Below are 16,321 nucleotides of genomic sequence, written 5' to 3'. Positions count from 1 at the left end.
GCCCGCAGGCTGGGAGTGGTGTAACCGGGAGGGCGGCCGTCAGCCGCGAAGCACCGACTTGAGGGCCTTGCGGATGATCTGCTCGGCGCTGTCGCCGGGCTCCGCCTGCTTGAGCATCTTCTGGATCTCGGCCGGCTTGTAGCCCAGCTGCTGCAGCGCGACCGAGGCCTCGGTGGCCGGGTCGGCGGGTACCGCCCCGCCCTTCCCCGCCAGCACGGCGGCGGCGGCGCCGGCGAAATCCGCGGCGCGGTCGCGCAGCTCGACGACCATGCGCTCGGCGGTCTTCTTGCCGATGCCGGGAATGCGGCACAGGGCGGTGATGTCGCCGGCCTGCACCAGCCGCGCGAAGTCGTCGACGCTCGCACCGGAAAGCACCGCCAGCGCGATCTTGGCGCCGACGCCGGTGACCTTCTGCACCTCGCGGAACAGGCGGCGCTCGGCCTCGGTGAGGAAGCCGAACAGCGCCACGCCGTCCTCCTTCACCGCGTAGTGGGTGAACAGCGTGACCTCGCGGCCGACCTCGGGCAGGTCGTAGAAGGTGCTCATCGGCGCCGAGAGCTCGTAGCCCACGCCGCCCACGTCCACCATCAACGCCGGCGGCGCCTTGTACACGAGCAATCCCTTCAGGCGGCCGATCATCTGCGTCTCCGGAGCAAGGCACTCGCCAGGCCGGTGCGGCCGGCGGTGGCGCTGGTGTGGGCGTGGGTGAGCGCGACCGCGAGCGCGTCGGCGGCGTCGGCCTGCAGTTTCTTCTCGCCCAGGTTCAGCAGCAGGCGGACCATGTGCTGCACCTGGGTCTTGTCGGCGGCGCCGCTGCCGACCAGCGACTGCTTGATCAGGCGCGGCGCGTACTCGCTCACCGACAGGCCGCGGCGAACCACGGTGGCGATGGCGGCGCCGCGGGCGTGGCCCAGCTTCAGCGCCGAGGTGGCCGATTTGTCCATGAACACCGACTCGATGGCAACGACCGTGGGCTGCCAGGTTTCCAGCACCTCCTCGAGGTCGAACACCAGCTTGCCGAGGCGCGCCGGGAAGTCCTCGGTGTCCACCAGCAGGTTGAGTGCCTGGCAGTGCACGTAGGCGCACTTGCCCGTGGCGTCGACGTCGATGATGCCGACGCCGGTGCGCTGCGAGCCCGGGTCGATGCCGAGGATGCGGGTCACGTGTAGGCGACGTCGCCCAGGTCGGCGTTGGAGTAGACGTTCTGCACGTCGTCGAGGTCCTCGAGCATGTCGAGCATCTTCTTGACCTGCAGCGCGGTGTCGCCGGTGACCGCGATGTCGTTGTCGGCGCGCATCGTCACCCCGGCCTCGATCGGCGTGAAGCCGGCGGCGGCCATGGCGGACTTCACCGCCTCGAACGACTCCGGCGCGCACAGCACCTCGACCAGGCCGTCGTCGGGGAAGGCCTGCACGTCGTCGGCGCCGGCCTCGATGGCGGCCTCGGTCAGCGCGTCCTCGCTGCTGCCCGGGCCGAAGCTGAGCACGCCCACCTTCTTGAACATGAAGGCAACCGAGCCGTCGGTGCCGAGGTTGCCGCCGCACTTGTTGAAGGCATGCCGCACGTCGGCGACGGTGCGCACCTTGTTGTCGGTGAGGCAATCGACGATGACCGCGACGCCGCCGGGCGCGTAGCCCTCGTAGCGGATTTCCTCGTAGCTCACGCCCTCGAGTTCGCCGGTGGCCTTCTTGATGGCGCGCTCGATCACGTCGCGCGACATGTTGACGCCCAGGCCCTTGTCGACGGCGACGCGCAGGCGAGGGTTGCCCTTCGGGTCGCCGCCGCCCAGGCGCGCGGCGGTGGAAATCTCGCGAATGATCTTGGTGAAGACCTTGCCGCGCTTGGCGTCCTGAGCGTTCTTGCGCCCTTCGATGGCCATCAATCTGCCCATGGAACCCAACCCCTGCCAGCTAAGATTTGCGAAGCGGTGATTATAGGGCCCACGGCGTGCGCTCAGCCGGGGAAGCGGCCGTCACGGAGGAAGCCGGCGGCCAGCGCCGCCACTTCGGACGAGAAGATCATGCCGGTGTGGCTGGCGGGCAGCACGCGATGGTCGGCCAGGCCCGGCAGCCGGGTTTCCCAGACCGCCACGGTGCCGTCGTTGGGCCCGTCGAAGCGCCCGAACACCTTGCCCAGCCCCGCGGCCCGGCAGCCGGCGATGACGCCGACCTCGCGCCCGCGCGGCAGTTCGTACAGGCCGCTCTTGAGCAGGCGGCCGCTGCGGCCGAGCAGTGCACCCAGGTGGCTGTGGGCCATGCCGCGCGCAGCGCCGCTGCCCGCCAGCGGCGAGCCGAGGCAGACGATGCGGCCGGGCGGCAGGCCGGACCAGCCCGCTGCGGTTTCCAGCGCCACCAGGCCGCCCAGGCTGTGCCCGACCAGGTGCACCGGGCCGGGACCGCGCGAGAGCATGCGCGCCGCCAGCCGGTCCACCGAGGGGCCGGGGCCCTGGAACAGGCTGGCGTAATCGAAGACCTCGGTGCTGAAGCCCGCCGCCTGCAGGCGGCGGGCCAGCGGCAGCATCGTCAGCCCCCGCATCCACACGCCGTGGACCAGGACGACGTGTCCGCTGGCGCCGGCCGGGTTCAGGCGGCGGGCGCCTTGGGCACCGCGCGCACGTGCACTTCCGCCAGCTGCGCCTCGGGCACCGGCGACGGCGCGCCGGTCATCAGGCACTGCGCGGTGGTCGTCTTCGGGAAGGCGATCACGTCGCGGATGGACTCGGTGCCGGCCATCAGCGCCGCGATGCGGTCGATGCCGAAGGCGATGCCGCCGTGCGGCGGCGCGCCGAAGCGCAGCGCATCGAGCAGGAAGCCGAACTTGGCCTCGGCCTCCTCGGCGCCGATGCCCAGCAGGTCGAACACGGCGCTTTGCATGTCGGGGCGATGGATGCGGATCGAGCCGCCGCCGATCTCGTTGCCGTTGAGCACCATGTCGTAGCCGCGCGACACCGCGATCTTCGCGTTCGCCTTGAGATCGCCGATGTCGTCGACCGCCGGGGCGGTGAACGGGTGGTGCAGCGCCACGTAGCGCGCCTCGTCCGGATCCCACTCGAACATCGGGAAGTCGGTGACCCACAGCGGCTTCCAGTCGTTCGAAACCAGATGGAAGTCCTTGCCGGCCTTCAGGCGCACCGCGCCCATGAAGTCGCTGGCCTTGTTGTAGGCGCCGGCGCCGAAGAAGACGATGTCGCCCTTCTGCGCGCCGGTGGCGGCGAGCAGCGCGGCGAAGGCGTCCTCGGCGAAGAACTTGGCGATCGGCGAATTCACCGCGCCCGCCTCGTCGATCTTGGCGTAGGCCAGGCCCTTGGCGCCGTACTTGGCGGCGTGCGCGGCGTACTCGTCGATCTGCTTGCGGCTGAGCGCGGCGCCACCGGGGATGCGCAGCGCGGCGACGCGGCCGTCGGGGTCGTTGGCGGCGTCGGTGAAGGCCTTGAACTCGCAGGCCTTCACGAGCTCCGCCACGTCCACCAGCTCCAGCGGGTTGCGCAGGTCGGGCTTGTCGGAGCCGTAGCGGCGCATCGCCTCGGCCCAGGTCATGCGCGGGAAGGTGGGATCGAGCTCGACGCCGATCACTTCCTTGAATACTTCGCGGATCATGCCCTCGACGGCGTCCTGCACGTCCTGCTCGCGCACCCAGGCGAACTCCATGTCGAGCTGGGTGAACTCCAGCTGGCGGTCGGCGCGCAGCGCCTCGTCGCGGAAGCAGCGCGCGATCTGGTAGTAGCGGTCGAAGCCGGCCACCATCAGGATCTGCTTGAACAGCTGCGGCGACTGCGGCAGCGCGTAGAACTCGCCCGGATGCATGCGCGCCGGCACCAGGAAGTCGCGCGCGCCTTCCGGCGTGGCCTTGGTGAGGATCGGCGTCTCGATGTCCTGGAAGCCGCGCGCGTCGAGCCAGCGGCGCAGGGCCTGCACCAGCCGGATGCGCGTGCGCATCATCTTCTGCATCTCGGGGCGGCGCAGGTCGAGGTAGCGGTACTTCAGGCGCACGTCCTCGCCCGCGTTCTCGTGGGCGTGGAAGGGCAGCGGCTCGGCCTTGTTGAGCAGTTCGATCTGCGTGGCCAGCACTTCCACCCTGCCGGTGCGGATCTTGTCGTTCACCGAATGGCGGGCACGCACGACGCCGGTGATGCGCAGGCAGTCCTCGTAGCCTACCTTGGCGGCGGCCGCGACCACGGCGGCGTTGCCGGCGTCGGAAGACGGCTCGGCCACGATCTGGACGATGCCCTCGTGGTCGCGCAGGTCGATGAAGCACAGCCCACCCATGTCACGGGCGACGTCGGCCCAGCCGCAGAGGGTGACGGTCTGGCCGATCATGGACTCGTCCACGAGGCCGCAGAAATGGCTGCGCATGCTTGCTCCGAAGGGAATTCGCCGGGCCCGGACGGGCGGCGGAAGACCCGGAATTCTAGGGCCGCGGCCCCGGTGCCGGCAAATTGGCCGCGCGCCGGGGGCGAGGCCGGCGGGCTACTCGCCGGGCAGCTCGCTGCCCCAGGGCGCCGGCGGCGCCGGCACCGGGCGGCTGAGGTCGAACTCGACCTGGAACAGGCGGCCGTTCGGGCGCGAGAGCTCATAGACGAAGACCTGGCCGGGCTCGATTTCCATGGCCCAGGTGTTTTCCAGCGAGGCCGTGAGGCCTTCGCGGCGGAAGGTGGCGATGGATTCGGCGTCCACCGGGAAGGCCTGGCGGCGCGCACTGCCGGGCGCGGCGGTATCGCCGCCGTACATCGTCACGGCGTCGGCGCTGCCGTCCTCGTGGCGATGGTCGTGCTTGAGCCGCAGGCCGGTGGCGGTGCGGGTCAGCACCCAGGTGCGCGAGCGGTCCTCGCCGACGTGGAAGGGGATGCGCAGCTCGTCGGCGTCGCAGCCGCGCACGTGCATCACCAGCCGCTTGCCGCTGAAGGCATCGTTGGGCTGGGCCGGCGTATCCACCCTCACCCGGCCTTCGAAGGCCTGGCCGCAGTGGGTGGCGATGCGCGCCAGGAAGGCATCCACCGGCGCCACCTGCACTGCCGGATCGCCGATGCCGGGCGGCGGCAGCGGCTCGGCCAGGCCGAACTGGGCGCCGGCGTCGGGCCGGGTGGCTTCGGGGCCGGCGCAGGCGGCCAGCAGGACGGCGGTGGCGAGCAGGCTCGCGGCGTGGGTCGGGGTCTTCATGCCGCCGACCCTACCCCGCCGCGGGCGCAGGCGGCAATCAGTCCGAGGCGGGCGCCGGCTTGGACTCGGCTGGCTTGGCGGCGGGCTCGGGCTTGGCCGCCGGCTCGGACTTGGCGGCGCCGTCGGCGAGATTGCGCTTCTTGTCGCCATCCTTCTTGAAGTCGGTCTCGTACCAGCCGGAGCCGGCCAGCCGGAAGCTGGGCGCGGTCAGCTGGCGCCGGACCTGGGGCTGGCCGCACTCGGGGCAGTCGGTCGGGTCCGGGTCGGAAAGCTTCTGGAGTCGGTCGAAGGCGTGGCCGCAGTGGGCGCACTCGAAGGCGTAGATGGGCATGGTCGCGGATGTTCGTGCGGCCGGTGGCCGAGTGCGCGCATTAGTGGGTATCCGGGCCGCCAGTTCAAGCCCGGGGCCCGCAAGTGACTGAACGCTGGCGATTTTCTCCATTCATATCAATATGTTAGAATCGCACGCTGACTTGAACCGGCGAGACCCTTGATCCGTGCTGTCCTTCCCCTGACCGCCCTGCTGGCGGGCGTGGCGCTGCTGCTGGCCGGCAGCGGGCTGCTGGGTACCCTGCTGGCGGTGCGCGGCGGGCTGGAGGGCTACGGCGGGCAGACCCTGGGCTGGGTGATGTCGGGCTACTTCGCCGGCTTCCTGGCCGGCACCTTCCTGGCGCCGCCGCTGATCCGCCGGATCGGCCACGTCCGCGCCTTCGCCTTCTGCACCGGGCTGGCCGCGATCGCGGTGCTGCTGCACCCGGTCTGGGTCGACCCGGCGGCCTGGTTCGGGCTGCGGGTTGTCACCGGCGTCGCACTGGTCACGCTGTACACCGTCATCGAAAGCTGGCTCAACGCGCAGCCTGACCCCGCCATCCGTGGCCGGGTGTTCGCGATCTACATGGCGGTGAACCTGGGCGCGCTGGCGCTGGGTCAGTTGCTGCTGGGGCTGGGCGTGGACGGCGGCTTCATGCTGTTCAGCCTGGTGGCCATCCTGGTCTGCGCCTCGGCGCTGCCGGTGACGCTGACGCGGCTGGCGCAGCCGACGTTCCCGCCGAATCCACGCCTGGGCCTGCGCCGCCTGTACGCGGTGGCGCCGGCGGCGACCCTGGCGGCCGGGTTGTCCGGGCTGGCGATGGGGGCGTTCTGGGGCCTGGGCCCGGTCTATGCCGGCGAGATCGGGCTGGACCGCGCAGGCATCTCGCACTTCATGGTCGCCACCATCCTCGGCGGGGCGCTGCTGCAGTGGCCGCTGGGCCGGCTGTCGGACCGCCTGGACCGCCGCATCGGGCTCGCGCTGGCCTGCGCCGCCGCCGCCGCCGTCGCGCTGGCGGCGCTGCCGGGCGCGGGCTGGGGCGGCGGCTGGATCTACGCCCTGTTCTTCGCCTTTGGCGGGCTGGCTTTCTCCATCTATCCGATGAGCGTGGCGCACATGCTCGACACCCTGCCCCGCGAGGACCTGCTGTCGGGCTGCTCCAGCCTGCTGCTGGTGCACGGCATCGGCGCCATGCTGGGCCCGATGATCGCCGGCGAGCTGATGTCGCGCCACGGGCCGGGCGCCCTGCCCGCCTACTTCGCGGCGGTGCTGGCCGCGCTGTCGCTGTTCCTGATGGCGCGCCTGGCCCTGAACCGCCGCCCCGACCGCCACCCGGCGGCGTTCCACCCGATGCTGCGCACCACCCCGGCGGCGCTGGAACTGCTGCCCGAAACCGAATCACCCCCTCCCACCGCTACCCAGGAAAACCCTTGAGCAAGCAGACAGCCCGCCCCGAGACACCCCACCCTGAAACACCCCGCCTGGTCCTGGCCACCGACCTCGACGGCACCTTCCTCGCCGGCGAAACCGCCCATCGCCAGCGCCTGTACCGGCTGGTCGAGCGGCACCCGCACATCCGGCTGGTCTGGGTCACCGGACGCAGCCTGGAAGCCGTGATCCCGCTGCTGTCCGACCCGTCGTTGCCGCGACCTGACTACCTGGTCTGCGACGTGGGCGCGACCGTGGTCGACGGCCGCACCCTGCAGCCGCTGCAGCCGCTGCAGTCGGGCATCGACGCCCGCTGGCCCGGCGAGCACGTGGTGGCCGACGCAATGCGCGGCTTCCACGGCCTGCACCGCCAGGACGTGCCGCAGGAGCGGCGCTGCTCCTACTTCTGCGAGCCCGGCGTGCTGGCGCCTCAGCGCGAAGCCATCGAGGACGCCGCCCGCGCCCTCGGCTGCGCGGTGCTCTATTCCGCCGACCGCTACCTCGACATCCTGCCGCCGCGCACCGACAAGGGCCGCACCCTGCAGGCCCTGGCCGCGCTGCTGCGGCTGCCGGTGGACCGCATCCTGGTCGCCGGCGACACCCTCAACGACCTCTCGATGTACGAGGCGGGCTTCAACGGCGTCTGCGTCGGCCAGTCCGAGCCCGCGCTGCTGGAGGCAACGCACCGCCACGAGCACGTGCTGCACGCCAGCGAAGCCGGTTGCGGCGGCATCCTCCAGGCGATCGAGCACTTCGGCCTGCTGCCGGCCAACGACCCGCACGTCGAGGCCCCCGCCCCGGGCCGGGCCGGCCAGTCCGACCTGGTGATGGTCTACCACCGCCTGCCCTTCGAGGAGTCGTTCGAAGACGGCAAGCTGGTGCGCCGCCGCCCGACCTCGCCCAACGGCATCATCCCCAGCCTGCTGAGCTTCTTCGCCGGCGGACAGGCCGGCTCCTGGGTCGCCTGGACGCTGGACGACGCCAAGCGCGAGGGCTTCGAGGCGCGCACGCCGGTGGACGTGGACCGCTACCCGAACCTCACCGCCGCGCGCGTGCCGCTGTCGAAGGCGGAGGTGGACGCGTTCTACAAGCGGTTCTCGAAGGAAGCCTTCTGGCCAATGCTGCACACCTTCTGGGAGCGCGCGCGCTTCCGCGAGGACGACTGGAAGGTGTTCCTGAAGGTCAACCGCCGCTTCGCCGAGGCCGCCGCGGCGGAGGCCGCGCACGGTGCCACCGTGTGGCTGCACGACTACAACCTGTGGATGGTGCCGGCACGCCTGCGCGAGCTGCGCCCGGACCTGAAGATCGCCTTCTTCCACCACACCTACTTCCCCTCCGCCGACATCTTCAACGTGGTGCCGTGGCGGCGCGAGATCCTGGGCAGCCTGCTCAGCTGCGACTACATCGGCTTCCACATCCCGCGCCAGGTCGAGAACTTCGTGGACGTGGTGCGCGGCGCGATGCCGACCGAAACGCTGGAGCGCCAGGGCTGCGCGCCCCGCTTCCTCACCTATGGCTGCGCGGTCGGTCTCGACACCATGACCACGCGCCTGCGCGTGGGCGACCGCGAGGTCGGGCTGGGCGCGCACCCGGTGGGCACGGACCTGGGCCGGATCCGCGACGTGCTGGCCCAGCGGAGCGTGCGCAACAGCCTGGAGAAGCTGCGGCGCGAAATCAGCCCGCGCAAGCTGGTGCTCTCGATCGAGCGCCTCGACTACACCAAGGGCACGCTTGAGAAACTCGAGGCCTTCGACCGCCTGCTCGAGGCCCAGCCGCAGCTGCAGGGCAAGGTGACGCTGGTGATGGTGTGCGTGCCGGCCGCGAAGGAGATGACCATCTACCGCCAGCTGCAGACGCAGATCGAGCAGGCGGTGGGCCGCATCAACGGCCGCCATTCGCGCCTGGACTGGACGCCGGTGCGCTTCTTCGCGCGGCCGCTGCCCTTCGAGGAAGTGGTGGCGCACTACGCCGCCGCCGACGTGATGTGGATCACCCCGCTGCGCGACGGCCTGAACCTGGTGGCCAAGGAATTCGTGGCCACCCAGGGCATCGAGGGCGGGCGCGGCGTGCTGGTGCTGTCGGAGTTCGCGGGTGCCGCCGCCGAGATGAAGGGCGCGCTGCTGACCAACCCGCACGACCCGGCCGACCTCACCGCGGCCCTGGGGCAGGCGCTGGCGATGGATCCCGATGAGGCCGAGGGCCGGCTGCGCCAGCTCTACGGCATCGTCGAGAACTACGACGTGGATCGCTGGGGCCGCGATTTCCTGGCGGCGGTGCGCGGGGCGGGGCCTCAGCGGAACACGAACACGACACCCAGCGTCAGCGCGACCATGGCCGCCGCCAGCGGCCGCAGCCAGCGCGGGGACGGTGCCGCCCGGGCCTGAGAGACGGCGGCCAAGGCCGCCGGGGCGGGCACGTCGTCGAGCACGGCGCGCCAACCCATCGCGAACAGGATCGTCGCCGCGAACAGCAGGCCGGCGACGATGGTGAAATGGATTTCAATCCAGCCCAGCTGCGTCGCCACGAACCAGGCGGCACTGAGCGCATGGCCGCACAGCGCCGCTCGCAGCGCCGCGCGCGCACCGAGGCGCCGGTCGACGAAGCCCAGCGCGAACACCGCCACCAGCGGCGGCGTGACGTAGGCGAAGGCTTGCTGCAGATAGGCGAACAGCCCGGGGAATCGGTCGATCATCGGCGCCCAGGCCGCGGCCAGCACCATCAGCCCGAGCGTGAGCCAGCGGCCCAGCCTGGCCAGCGCCTGCGGCGTGAGCCCGGGCCGCCGCGGCTGGATGAAGTCGACGGTGAGCAGGGTGGACGCCGAGTTCAGCGCCGAATCCACGCTGGACATGATCGCTGCGAGCAGCCCGGCCAGCACCAGGCCGACCACGCCCGCCGGCGCGTACTCGGCCAGCAGCCGCGGGAACACTTCGTCCGCGCGCTCGAGGTCGGGCAGCAGCGTGATCGCCAGGGCCCCCGGCAGCACCATCAGGAACAGCGGCAACAGTTTCAGCCCCGCGGCCAGCAGCGCGCCGCCGCCGGCCGCGCGCATGTCACGGGCGCCGAGCAGGCGCTGGGAGACGTACTGGTTCATGGTCCAGTAGTAGAAGCCGAGCACCGGCAGGCCGATCAGGGTGCCGAGCCACGGCAGGTCCGGATCGTCGAACGGGCGGACCAGCGACAGGTGGTCGGCCGGCACCGCGGCCTTCACCGCCGCCCAGGAGTAGTCGAACTCGGCGAACACCAGCAGCGCGAGGAACGCCGAACCCAACAGCAGCACCACCGACTGCAGCACGTCGGTGTAGACCACCGCGCGCAGCCCGCCGGCCGCGGTGTAGGCGCCTGCGAAGAGGGCCAGGGCGGCGATGGTGCCCCCCAGCGGCAGCGCCGGGAAGAACACCTGCAGCACCAGCGCGCCGGCGAACAGGCTGCCGGCGGTGTCGAGCACGATGGAAAGGAAGATGGACACCGCCGAGAGGTACTGGCGCATGCGCGCGTCGAAGCGGCGCTCGAGCAACTCGGGGATCGTGGTCAGGCGGTTGCCGAGCAGCACCGGCGCCACGAACACGGCGGTGAGCACCAGCACCAGCGCCGCCATCCATTCGTAGTTGGCGACCGCGATGCCGGACTGCCAGGCCGCGCCCGGCAGGCCGATCAGGGTGGTGGAGGAAATGTTCGAGGCGAACAGGGACAGGCCGACCACGCCGACGCCGAGCGTGCGCCCGGCCAGGAACAGCTCGTCGCTGTCCGGGCTGCGCCGGGACACCCGCGCGCAGACAGCGATGACGATCGCGAAATAAACCGCCAGCACCAGGTAATCGAGCGTGTGCAGCGCTCCCATCGCTCCTTGCCCGCGGAGAACCCGGCTTCAGGGAAACATGGGAGGCGGTCGTTGATCAAGCCGCGGTCGCGGCGACGCGCGTGTTCAGCGCAACACGCCGGACCCCAGCAGGCCGATGATGCCGATGAAGATCAGGTAGACCGCGACGATGTAAGCCAGCAAGCGCGGAGGCCACCTCTCTCCGTGCGCCGGCGCACATAGCTGCGTGGCGCGCGCCGGAACTGAACCGCAGCCACGGCGCCCGCCTTTGCCGATGCGTTTAGCTGCAACACTCACGCACCTACATCGACCCAAGGAGCAGTGCATGACGGGCCAGACCCTGATCGCGGACGCGCCGCAGGCGGAAGCGTCGACCCTTGTCGCGTCGGCCCCGTCCGGTGGCGGGCCAGCCCCCGGCCTGCGCGCGGAACACTTGCGCGAACTGCTCGAGGCCTTCCGCCGCGACCTGCACGATGTCCCGCACGACCATCGCGGACTCAGCGAGGAACAGCGCCAGCTCGCTTACCAGCGCCTGAGCGACGCCGCGCATTCCGCGGCACGGATCGCCGAGAGCGCGGTCCACAGCCTGGACCTTCTGGTCCGCGCCACCCAGCGCGACCCGCTCACCGACACGCCGAACCGCACGTTGATGCTCGACCGGATCGGCAGCGCACTCGCGCTGGCGCAGCGGCGTTCGGCGCGGCTGGCGGTGATGTTCGTGGACCTGGACCACTTCAAGCGCGTCAATGACAGCCAGGGACATGCGTTCGGCGACGAGGTGCTCAGGTGCGTGGCGCGCCGGCTGCAATCGGTGGTCCGCGACTCGGACACCGTCAGCCGCTTCGGCGGCGACGAGTTCGTGGTGCTGCTGCCCGAGATCAGCTGCGCGGCCGACGCCGGTGCGATCGCCGCCAAGATGCTCGACGCCCTTGCGCTGCCCGGCGAACCGCCCGCGGACCACGCTGGCGTACTGGCCAGCATCGGCATCAGCCTGTACCCGGAGGACGGCGACCAGGTGCCGGTCCTGCTCGAAGCCGCAGACGCCGCCATGTATCGCGCCAAGGCCGACCGCGGCAGCCGCTATCGGTTCCACGCCGACTCCCCGGGTGAGGCCCGTGCCCGCGGGCGCGGCGAGGGCGACGAAGCGCGGCGGGCCGAATCCGACCAGGACCTGCGCCAGTCCAACGAACGTTTCGTCCTGACCGTGCTGGGCAAGGCGCCGGTGGACGCCGAGTCGGAGGCGATGCACGCGCGCCGGGTGCGCTTCCTGGCGATGGTGGCGCACGAGCTGCGCTACCCGCTGGCGCCGATCCGCAAGGCCGCCGACCTGGCGCGCCGGGCCAGCGGCGACGAAGCCGGGATGGAACGCCTGCACCGGGCGATCGAGAAGCAAGTGCTGCACATGGCCCGGCGGGTGGACGACCTGCTGGACGACGGCCGCGCCGGCGGCCAACGCTTCCGGATGGCGTCGGTGCCGGTGGACGTATGCCAGGTGCTGCGGGACGTGGCGGAAGCGTGGCAGCCGGCGATCACGCTCAGGGGCCATGCCCTGGCCCTGCAGCTGCCGGAGGGCGCGCTCTGGGTGCGCGGTGACCCGGACCGGTTGGCCCAGGTGCTGGTGAACCTGCTGGACAACGCCTGCCGCTACACGCCCGCGGGCGGGCGGCTTCGACTGGTGGCGCGCCGGGCGCGGGGTCGCGTCACCATCCAGTTGGTGGACAACGGCATGGGGCTGCCCGAAGACCTGCTGGAATGCATCTTCGACCTGTTCGCGCGCGGCCCCGATGCCATGGCGGTGCACCGCGGCGGCCTGGGCATCGGGCTGGCGGTGGCGCGCGAACTGGTGGAAGCGCATGGCGGCCGCATCGCCGCGCGCAGCCGGGGCGAGCACCGCGGCAGCACCTTCGACGTGTCCCTGCCTTGCCTGGCCGCCACGCCCGGCTAGCGCGGGCGCGGGGCGGGCCTCACTCCGCCAGTTCGAGCCACTCGGACTCGAGCTGGTCCTTTTCCTTGGCCAGTTCGCCCTGGCGCTGCGCCAGCTGCGCGACCTCGATGCCGCCGTCGTTGCCGTAGATCGCCGGGTCGGCCAACTGCGACTCCAGCTTGTCGAGCTCGGCCTGCAGCACGGCGATGCGCGCCTCGACCTGCTTGAGTCGCTTCGCGGCCGCGTCGGCTTCCTGCTTGCTGCGCACCGGCTTCGGCGGCGGCGCCGGCTTGGCGACCGCGGCCGGCTTGGCGGCGCGCGGCTCGTTGTTCCGGCTGCGCAGCCAGGCGGCGTACTCGTCGAGGTCGCCGTTGAACTCCTCGACCTTGCCGTCGGCCACGCGCCAGAAGGTTTCGCAGACCAGGCCGATCAGGTGGCGGTCGTGCGAGACCAGCACGATGGCGCCGGGGAAATCGCTCAACGCCTCGGCCAGGGCCTCGCGCATGTCGAGGTCGAGGTGGTTGGTGGGTTCGTCGAGCAGCAGCACGTTCGGCTCGAGGTAGGCGATCAGGGCCAGCGCCAGGCGCGCGCGCTCGCCGCCGGAGAAGCCGTCGATGTTCTCGAACGCCCGGTCGCCGACGAAGTTCCAGCGGCCCAGGTAATTACGCAGCACTTGTTCGCCGGCGTTGGGCGCCAGCTCTTTCAGGTGCCACAGCGGGCTCTGGCCCTCGTGCAGGCTTTCCACGGTGTGCTGGGCGAAGTAGCCGATGCGCAGGTCGGGGTGGGCGACGCGCTCGCCGGCCAGCAGCGGCAGCTCGCCCACCAGCGTCTTCACCAGCGTGGACTTGCCGGCGCCGTTGGGCCCGAGCAGGCCCACGCGGTCGCCGGCCTCGAGCCCGAAGCCAATGTCCGCGAGGATCTTCGTGGCTCCCGTGGGAGTCGCGTAGCCGGCGTCAACGTGGTTCAAGCGGATCAGCGAATGCGGCAGGCGGGCGGGCTCGGCGAAGACGATGCGGAACGAACGCTCGGCGCGCACCGCCTCGGTGCCCGCCAGCTTGGCCAGGCGCTTCATGCGGCTCTGGGCCTGCCTGGCCTTGCTGGCCTTGGCCTTGAAGCGGTCGATGAAGCTCTGCAGGTGGGCGCGCTCGGCCTGTTCCTTGTCGTGCGCGATCTGCTGCTGGCGCAGGTGCTCGGCGCGCTGGCGCTCGAAGCTGGTGTAGTCGCCGGCGTAGAGCTTGGCCTTGCCTTCATGCAGGTGCAGGGTGTGGGTGCTGACGCCATCGAGGAACTCGCGGTCGTGCGAGATCATCAGCAGCGTGCCCGGGTACTTGAGCAGCCAGGCCTCCAGCCACAGCACCGCGTCGAGGTCGAGGTGGTTGGTGGGTTCGTCCAGCAGCAGCAGGTCGGAGGGCATCATCAGCGCCCGCGCCAGGTTCAGGCGCACGCGCCAGCCGCCTGAGAACGAGGACACCGCCCGCGAATGGGTGTCGGCCGGGAAGCCCAGGCCGTGCAGCAGCTTGCCGGCGCGGGCGGTGGCGTCGTAGCCGTTGATCTCGGCCAGGCGCTGGTGCGCGTTGGCCACGGCGTCCCAGTCCTCGGCGGCCATCGCGGCGGCCTCGGCCTGCAGGATGGCGTGCACCTCGGTGTCGCCCGAGAGCACGAAATCAATCGCGGCGTCGGGCAGCGACGGGGTTTCCTGCGCCACGCTGGCGATGCGCACCTTGCCCGGCAGGTCGATGTCGCCGTGGTCGGCGTCCACCTCGCCCATGATCGCCGCGAACAGGCTGGACTTGCCGCAGCCGTTGCGGCCGATGACGCCGATGCGCCAGCCGGCGTGCAGGCTGAGGTCCACTTGGGAAAGCAGGAGGCGTTCGCCGCGGCGGAGGGCGAAGTTGCGGAAGGCGATCATGACGTCGGCTGAAGCAAGGGTCGCGTAGTCTATCAGGCGGTCCGGCGTCCCCCGACCCGGACGCCCCACCCCCGAGGAGCGCCCATGCCCCATGACACCCCCCTGATCGCCCTGCTCGCCGTCGGCCTGGTGCTGGCGTTCGTGCTCGGAAGCCTGGCGCACCGGCTGCGCTTGTCGCCGATCGTGGGCTACCTGGTGGCGGGCATCCTGGTGGGACCGTTCACGCCCGGCTTCGTGGCTGACCCGGACCTGGCGATGGAGCTGTCGGAAATCGGCGTGATCCTGCTGATGTTCGGCGTCGGCCTGCACTTCTCGGTCGAGGACCTGATGGAGGTGAAGGCGATCGCCATCCCGGGCGCGATCGCCCAGATCACGGTGGCTACGGCCTTGGGCTGGGCCCTGGCGTGGTTCCTGGGCTGGCCGACGCTGCAGGGCATCGTGTTCGGCCTGGCGCTGTCGGTGGCCAGCACGGTGGTGCTGCTGCGGGCGATGGAGGACCGGCGCCTGCTCGAGACCCGGCGCGGCCGCATTGCGGTGGGCTGGCTGATCGTCGAGGACCTGGTGATGGTGGTGGCCCTGGTGCTGCTGCCGGCGCTGGCCGCATCCCTGGGCGAAGGTGCGAACGACGGCACGCTGGCGCTGGGCCCCGTGATGGCCTCGCTGGGCTGGACCCTGCTCAAGGTCGGCGCCTTCGTGGCGCTGATGCTGCTGGTGGGCAAGCGCGCGATCCCGTGGCTGCTGGAGCGGGTGGCGGGCTTCGGCTCGCGCGAGCTGTTCACGCTGAGCGTGCTGGCGATCGCCCTGGGCGTGGCCTTCGGCTCGGCCAAGCTGTTCGGCGTGTCGTTCGCGCTGGGCGCCTTCTTCGCCGGCATGCTGCTCAACGGCGACCTGAGCCACAAGGCTGCGTCGGATTCGCTGCCGCTGCGCGATGCGTTCGCGGTGCTGTTCTTCGTGTCGGTGGGCATGCTGTTCGACCCGAGCATCCTTGTGTCGCAGCCGCTGCCGGTGCTGGCCACCTTCCTGATCATCACCGTCGGCAAGTCGCTGGCGGCCTACCTGATCGTGCGCGCCTTCGGCCACCCCAACGGCACCGCGCTGACGATCTCGGCCAGCCTGGCGCAGATCGGCGAGTTCTCCTTCATCCTGGCCGGGCTGGGCGTGTCGCTGGCGATCCTGCCCCAGGAAGGCCGCGACCTGGTGCTGGCCGGCGCGCTGCTCTCGATCATCGCCAATCCGCTGATCTTCGCCGCACTGGACAGGCTCGAGGCGCGCCGCGCCGCGGCGATCGCCGACGGCGAGGCGCCGGCGCCGGCTCCCGCGCCCCACCCCGGGCCGCCGCTGCCCACCGGCGGCCACGCGATCCTGGTCGGCTTCGGACGCGTCGGCGGCGAAATCGCCAAACTGCTGCGTGAACGCGCGGTGCCGCTGGTGGTGATCGACGACGACGCCGACCTGGTGCAGCACGCGCGCGATGCCGGCTTCCCGGCCATCCGCGGCAACGCGGCCAGCCATCGCGTGCTGGACGAGGCCTCGCCGGCCAAGGCCCTGCTGGTGGTGCTGGCGATCCCGCAGGCGCTGGAAGCCGGCGAGGTGGTGGCCCGCCTGCGCGCGCTCAATCCCGGCCTGACCATCCTGGCCCGCGCGCACAGCGATGCCGAAGTGAAGCACCTGCTCAAGCACGGCGCCGACGGCGCGGTGCTGGCCGAGAAGGAACTTGCCCACAGCATGGCCGAGATGGCGCTCTCCGCCCCGCCCTTCCGCCACCAGCGCGCCTGAA

The 16,321-nt window shown here is 71.3% G+C and carries 14 protein-coding genes; 4 read left to right on the top strand and 10 right to left on the bottom strand.

Features of this window, described 5'->3' with window-relative positions:
* Positions 1-39: 39 nt before the first annotated feature.
* The 7 genes from ruvA to Q0C12_RS01610 form a co-directional block, all read right to left on the bottom strand.
* Positions 40-639: a Holliday junction branch migration protein RuvA gene (gene ruvA / locus Q0C12_RS01640; protein ID WP_290885279.1), complete on the bottom strand. Its 600-nt coding sequence runs from the start codon at positions 637-639 to the stop codon at positions 40-42.
* Positions 636-1,163, bottom strand: coding sequence for a crossover junction endodeoxyribonuclease RuvC (ruvC, locus tag Q0C12_RS01635; protein WP_290885276.1), 528 nt, complete (start codon positions 1,161-1,163; stop codon positions 636-638). Before ruvC ends, ruvA begins: the two co-directional genes overlap by 4 nt.
* Positions 1,160-1,891 carry a YebC/PmpR family DNA-binding transcriptional regulator gene (locus Q0C12_RS01630; RefSeq protein ID WP_290885274.1) on the bottom strand — a complete coding sequence of 244 codons (732 nt, stop codon included), beginning with the start codon at positions 1,889-1,891 and terminating at the stop codon, positions 1,160-1,162. Before Q0C12_RS01630 ends, ruvC begins: the two co-directional genes overlap by 4 nt.
* Before the next feature lie 62 nt (positions 1,892-1,953).
* Positions 1,954-2,535, bottom strand: a complete 582-nt coding sequence (locus tag Q0C12_RS01625) for an alpha/beta fold hydrolase (RefSeq protein ID WP_290885271.1) — start codon at positions 2,533-2,535, stop codon at positions 1,954-1,956.
* Between the two features lie 47 nt (positions 2,536-2,582).
* On the bottom strand, positions 2,583-4,352 hold the full coding sequence (aspS, locus tag Q0C12_RS01620; RefSeq protein ID WP_290885268.1) for an aspartate--tRNA ligase: 1,770 nt from the start codon (positions 4,350-4,352) through the stop codon (positions 2,583-2,585).
* Positions 4,353-4,466: 114 nt separating this feature from the next.
* Positions 4,467-5,156 carry a hypothetical protein gene (locus Q0C12_RS01615; protein ID WP_290885264.1) on the bottom strand — a complete coding sequence of 230 codons (690 nt, stop codon included), beginning with the start codon at positions 5,154-5,156 and terminating at the stop codon, positions 4,467-4,469.
* Positions 5,157-5,193: 37 nt separating this feature from the next.
* Positions 5,194-5,487 carry an FmdB family zinc ribbon protein gene (locus Q0C12_RS01610; RefSeq protein WP_290885261.1) on the bottom strand — a complete coding sequence of 98 codons (294 nt, stop codon included), beginning with the start codon at positions 5,485-5,487 and terminating at the stop codon, positions 5,194-5,196.
* Positions 5,488-5,649: 162 nt separating this feature from the next.
* Between Q0C12_RS01610 and Q0C12_RS01605 the strand changes: the two genes are divergently transcribed.
* A complete protein-coding gene (locus tag Q0C12_RS01605) occupies positions 5,650-6,900 on the top strand; it encodes an MFS transporter (RefSeq protein ID WP_290885331.1) in 1,251 nt (416 codons plus the stop codon).
* The gene (gene ggpS / locus Q0C12_RS01600) at positions 6,897-9,278 is read left to right on the top strand and encodes a glucosylglycerol-phosphate synthase (protein WP_290885258.1); all 2,382 of its coding nucleotides are present in this window, start codon (positions 6,897-6,899) and stop codon (positions 9,276-9,278) included. The genes Q0C12_RS01605 and ggpS overlap by 4 nt, the downstream gene beginning before the upstream one ends.
* Here the strand turns inward: ggpS and Q0C12_RS01595 are convergent.
* Together Q0C12_RS01595 and Q0C12_RS01590 are read right to left on the bottom strand one after the other, a co-directional pair.
* Complete coding sequence (locus Q0C12_RS01595; RefSeq protein WP_290885255.1) at positions 9,185-10,732, bottom strand: sodium/solute symporter; 1,548 nt, start codon at positions 10,730-10,732, stop codon at positions 9,185-9,187. The genes ggpS and Q0C12_RS01595 overlap by 94 nt on opposite strands.
* Before the next feature lie 84 nt (positions 10,733-10,816).
* Positions 10,817-11,038, bottom strand: coding sequence for a DUF3096 domain-containing protein (locus Q0C12_RS01590; RefSeq protein WP_290885253.1), 222 nt, complete (start codon positions 11,036-11,038; stop codon positions 10,817-10,819).
* On the opposite strand from Q0C12_RS01590, the gene Q0C12_RS01585 reads away from it, so the two are divergent.
* A complete protein-coding gene (locus tag Q0C12_RS01585) occupies positions 11,037-12,656 on the top strand; it encodes a diguanylate cyclase (RefSeq protein ID WP_290885250.1) in 1,620 nt (539 codons plus the stop codon). The two genes, Q0C12_RS01590 and Q0C12_RS01585, sit on opposite strands and share 2 nt — an antisense overlap.
* A 19-nt stretch (positions 12,657-12,675) precedes the next feature.
* Here Q0C12_RS01585 and Q0C12_RS01580 read toward each other — a convergent pair whose 3' ends face one another.
* Complete coding sequence (locus Q0C12_RS01580) at positions 12,676-14,544, bottom strand: ATP-binding cassette domain-containing protein (protein ID WP_290885248.1); 1,869 nt, start codon at positions 14,542-14,544, stop codon at positions 12,676-12,678.
* 84 nt (positions 14,545-14,628) lie between these two features.
* Between Q0C12_RS01580 and ybaL the strand changes: the two genes are divergently transcribed.
* Entirely contained in the window at positions 14,629-16,320 is a 1,692-nt protein-coding gene (gene ybaL / locus Q0C12_RS01575; protein WP_290885245.1) for a YbaL family putative K(+) efflux transporter, read from the top strand.
* Position 16,321: the final 1 nt, after the last annotated feature.

This window comes from Arenimonas sp. (assembly GCF_022842045.1).
GTDB lineage: Bacteria > Pseudomonadota > Gammaproteobacteria > Xanthomonadales > Xanthomonadaceae > Arenimonas.
The sequence above is the reverse complement of the archived record's forward strand: the minus strand, read 5'-3'. Positions and strand labels throughout refer to the sequence as shown.

Bases quoted from the DNA above. Each gene is read 5' to 3' on its own strand.
- ruvA (WP_290885279.1), bottom strand. From the start codon at position 639: ATGATCGGCCGCCTGAAGGGATTGCTCGTGTACAAGGCGCCGCCGGCG.
- Q0C12_RS01630 (WP_290885274.1), bottom strand. From the start codon at position 1,891: ATGGGCAGATTGATGGCCATCGAAGGGCGCAAGAACGCTCAGGACGCC.
- Q0C12_RS01625 (WP_290885271.1), bottom strand. From the start codon at position 2,535: ATGCGGGGGCTGACGATGCTGCCGCTGGCCCGCCGCCTGCAGGCGGCG.
- aspS (WP_290885268.1), bottom strand. From the start codon at position 4,352: ATGCGCAGCCATTTCTGCGGCCTCGTGGACGAGTCCATGATCGGCCAG.
- Q0C12_RS01615 (WP_290885264.1), bottom strand. From the start codon at position 5,156: ATGAAGACCCCGACCCACGCCGCGAGCCTGCTCGCCACCGCCGTCCTG.
- Q0C12_RS01610 (WP_290885261.1), bottom strand. From the start codon at position 5,487: ATGCCCATCTACGCCTTCGAGTGCGCCCACTGCGGCCACGCCTTCGAC.
- Q0C12_RS01595 (WP_290885255.1), bottom strand. From the start codon at position 10,732: ATGGGAGCGCTGCACACGCTCGATTACCTGGTGCTGGCGGTTTATTTC.
- Q0C12_RS01585 (WP_290885250.1), top strand. From the start codon at position 11,037: ATGACGGGCCAGACCCTGATCGCGGACGCGCCGCAGGCGGAAGCGTCG.
- Q0C12_RS01590 (WP_290885253.1), bottom strand. From the start codon at position 11,038: ATGCACTGCTCCTTGGGTCGATGTAGGTGCGTGAGTGTTGCAGCTAAA.
- Q0C12_RS01580 (WP_290885248.1), bottom strand. From the start codon at position 14,544: ATGATCGCCTTCCGCAACTTCGCCCTCCGCCGCGGCGAACGCCTCCTG.
- ybaL (WP_290885245.1), top strand. From the start codon at position 14,629: ATGCCCCATGACACCCCCCTGATCGCCCTGCTCGCCGTCGGCCTGGTG.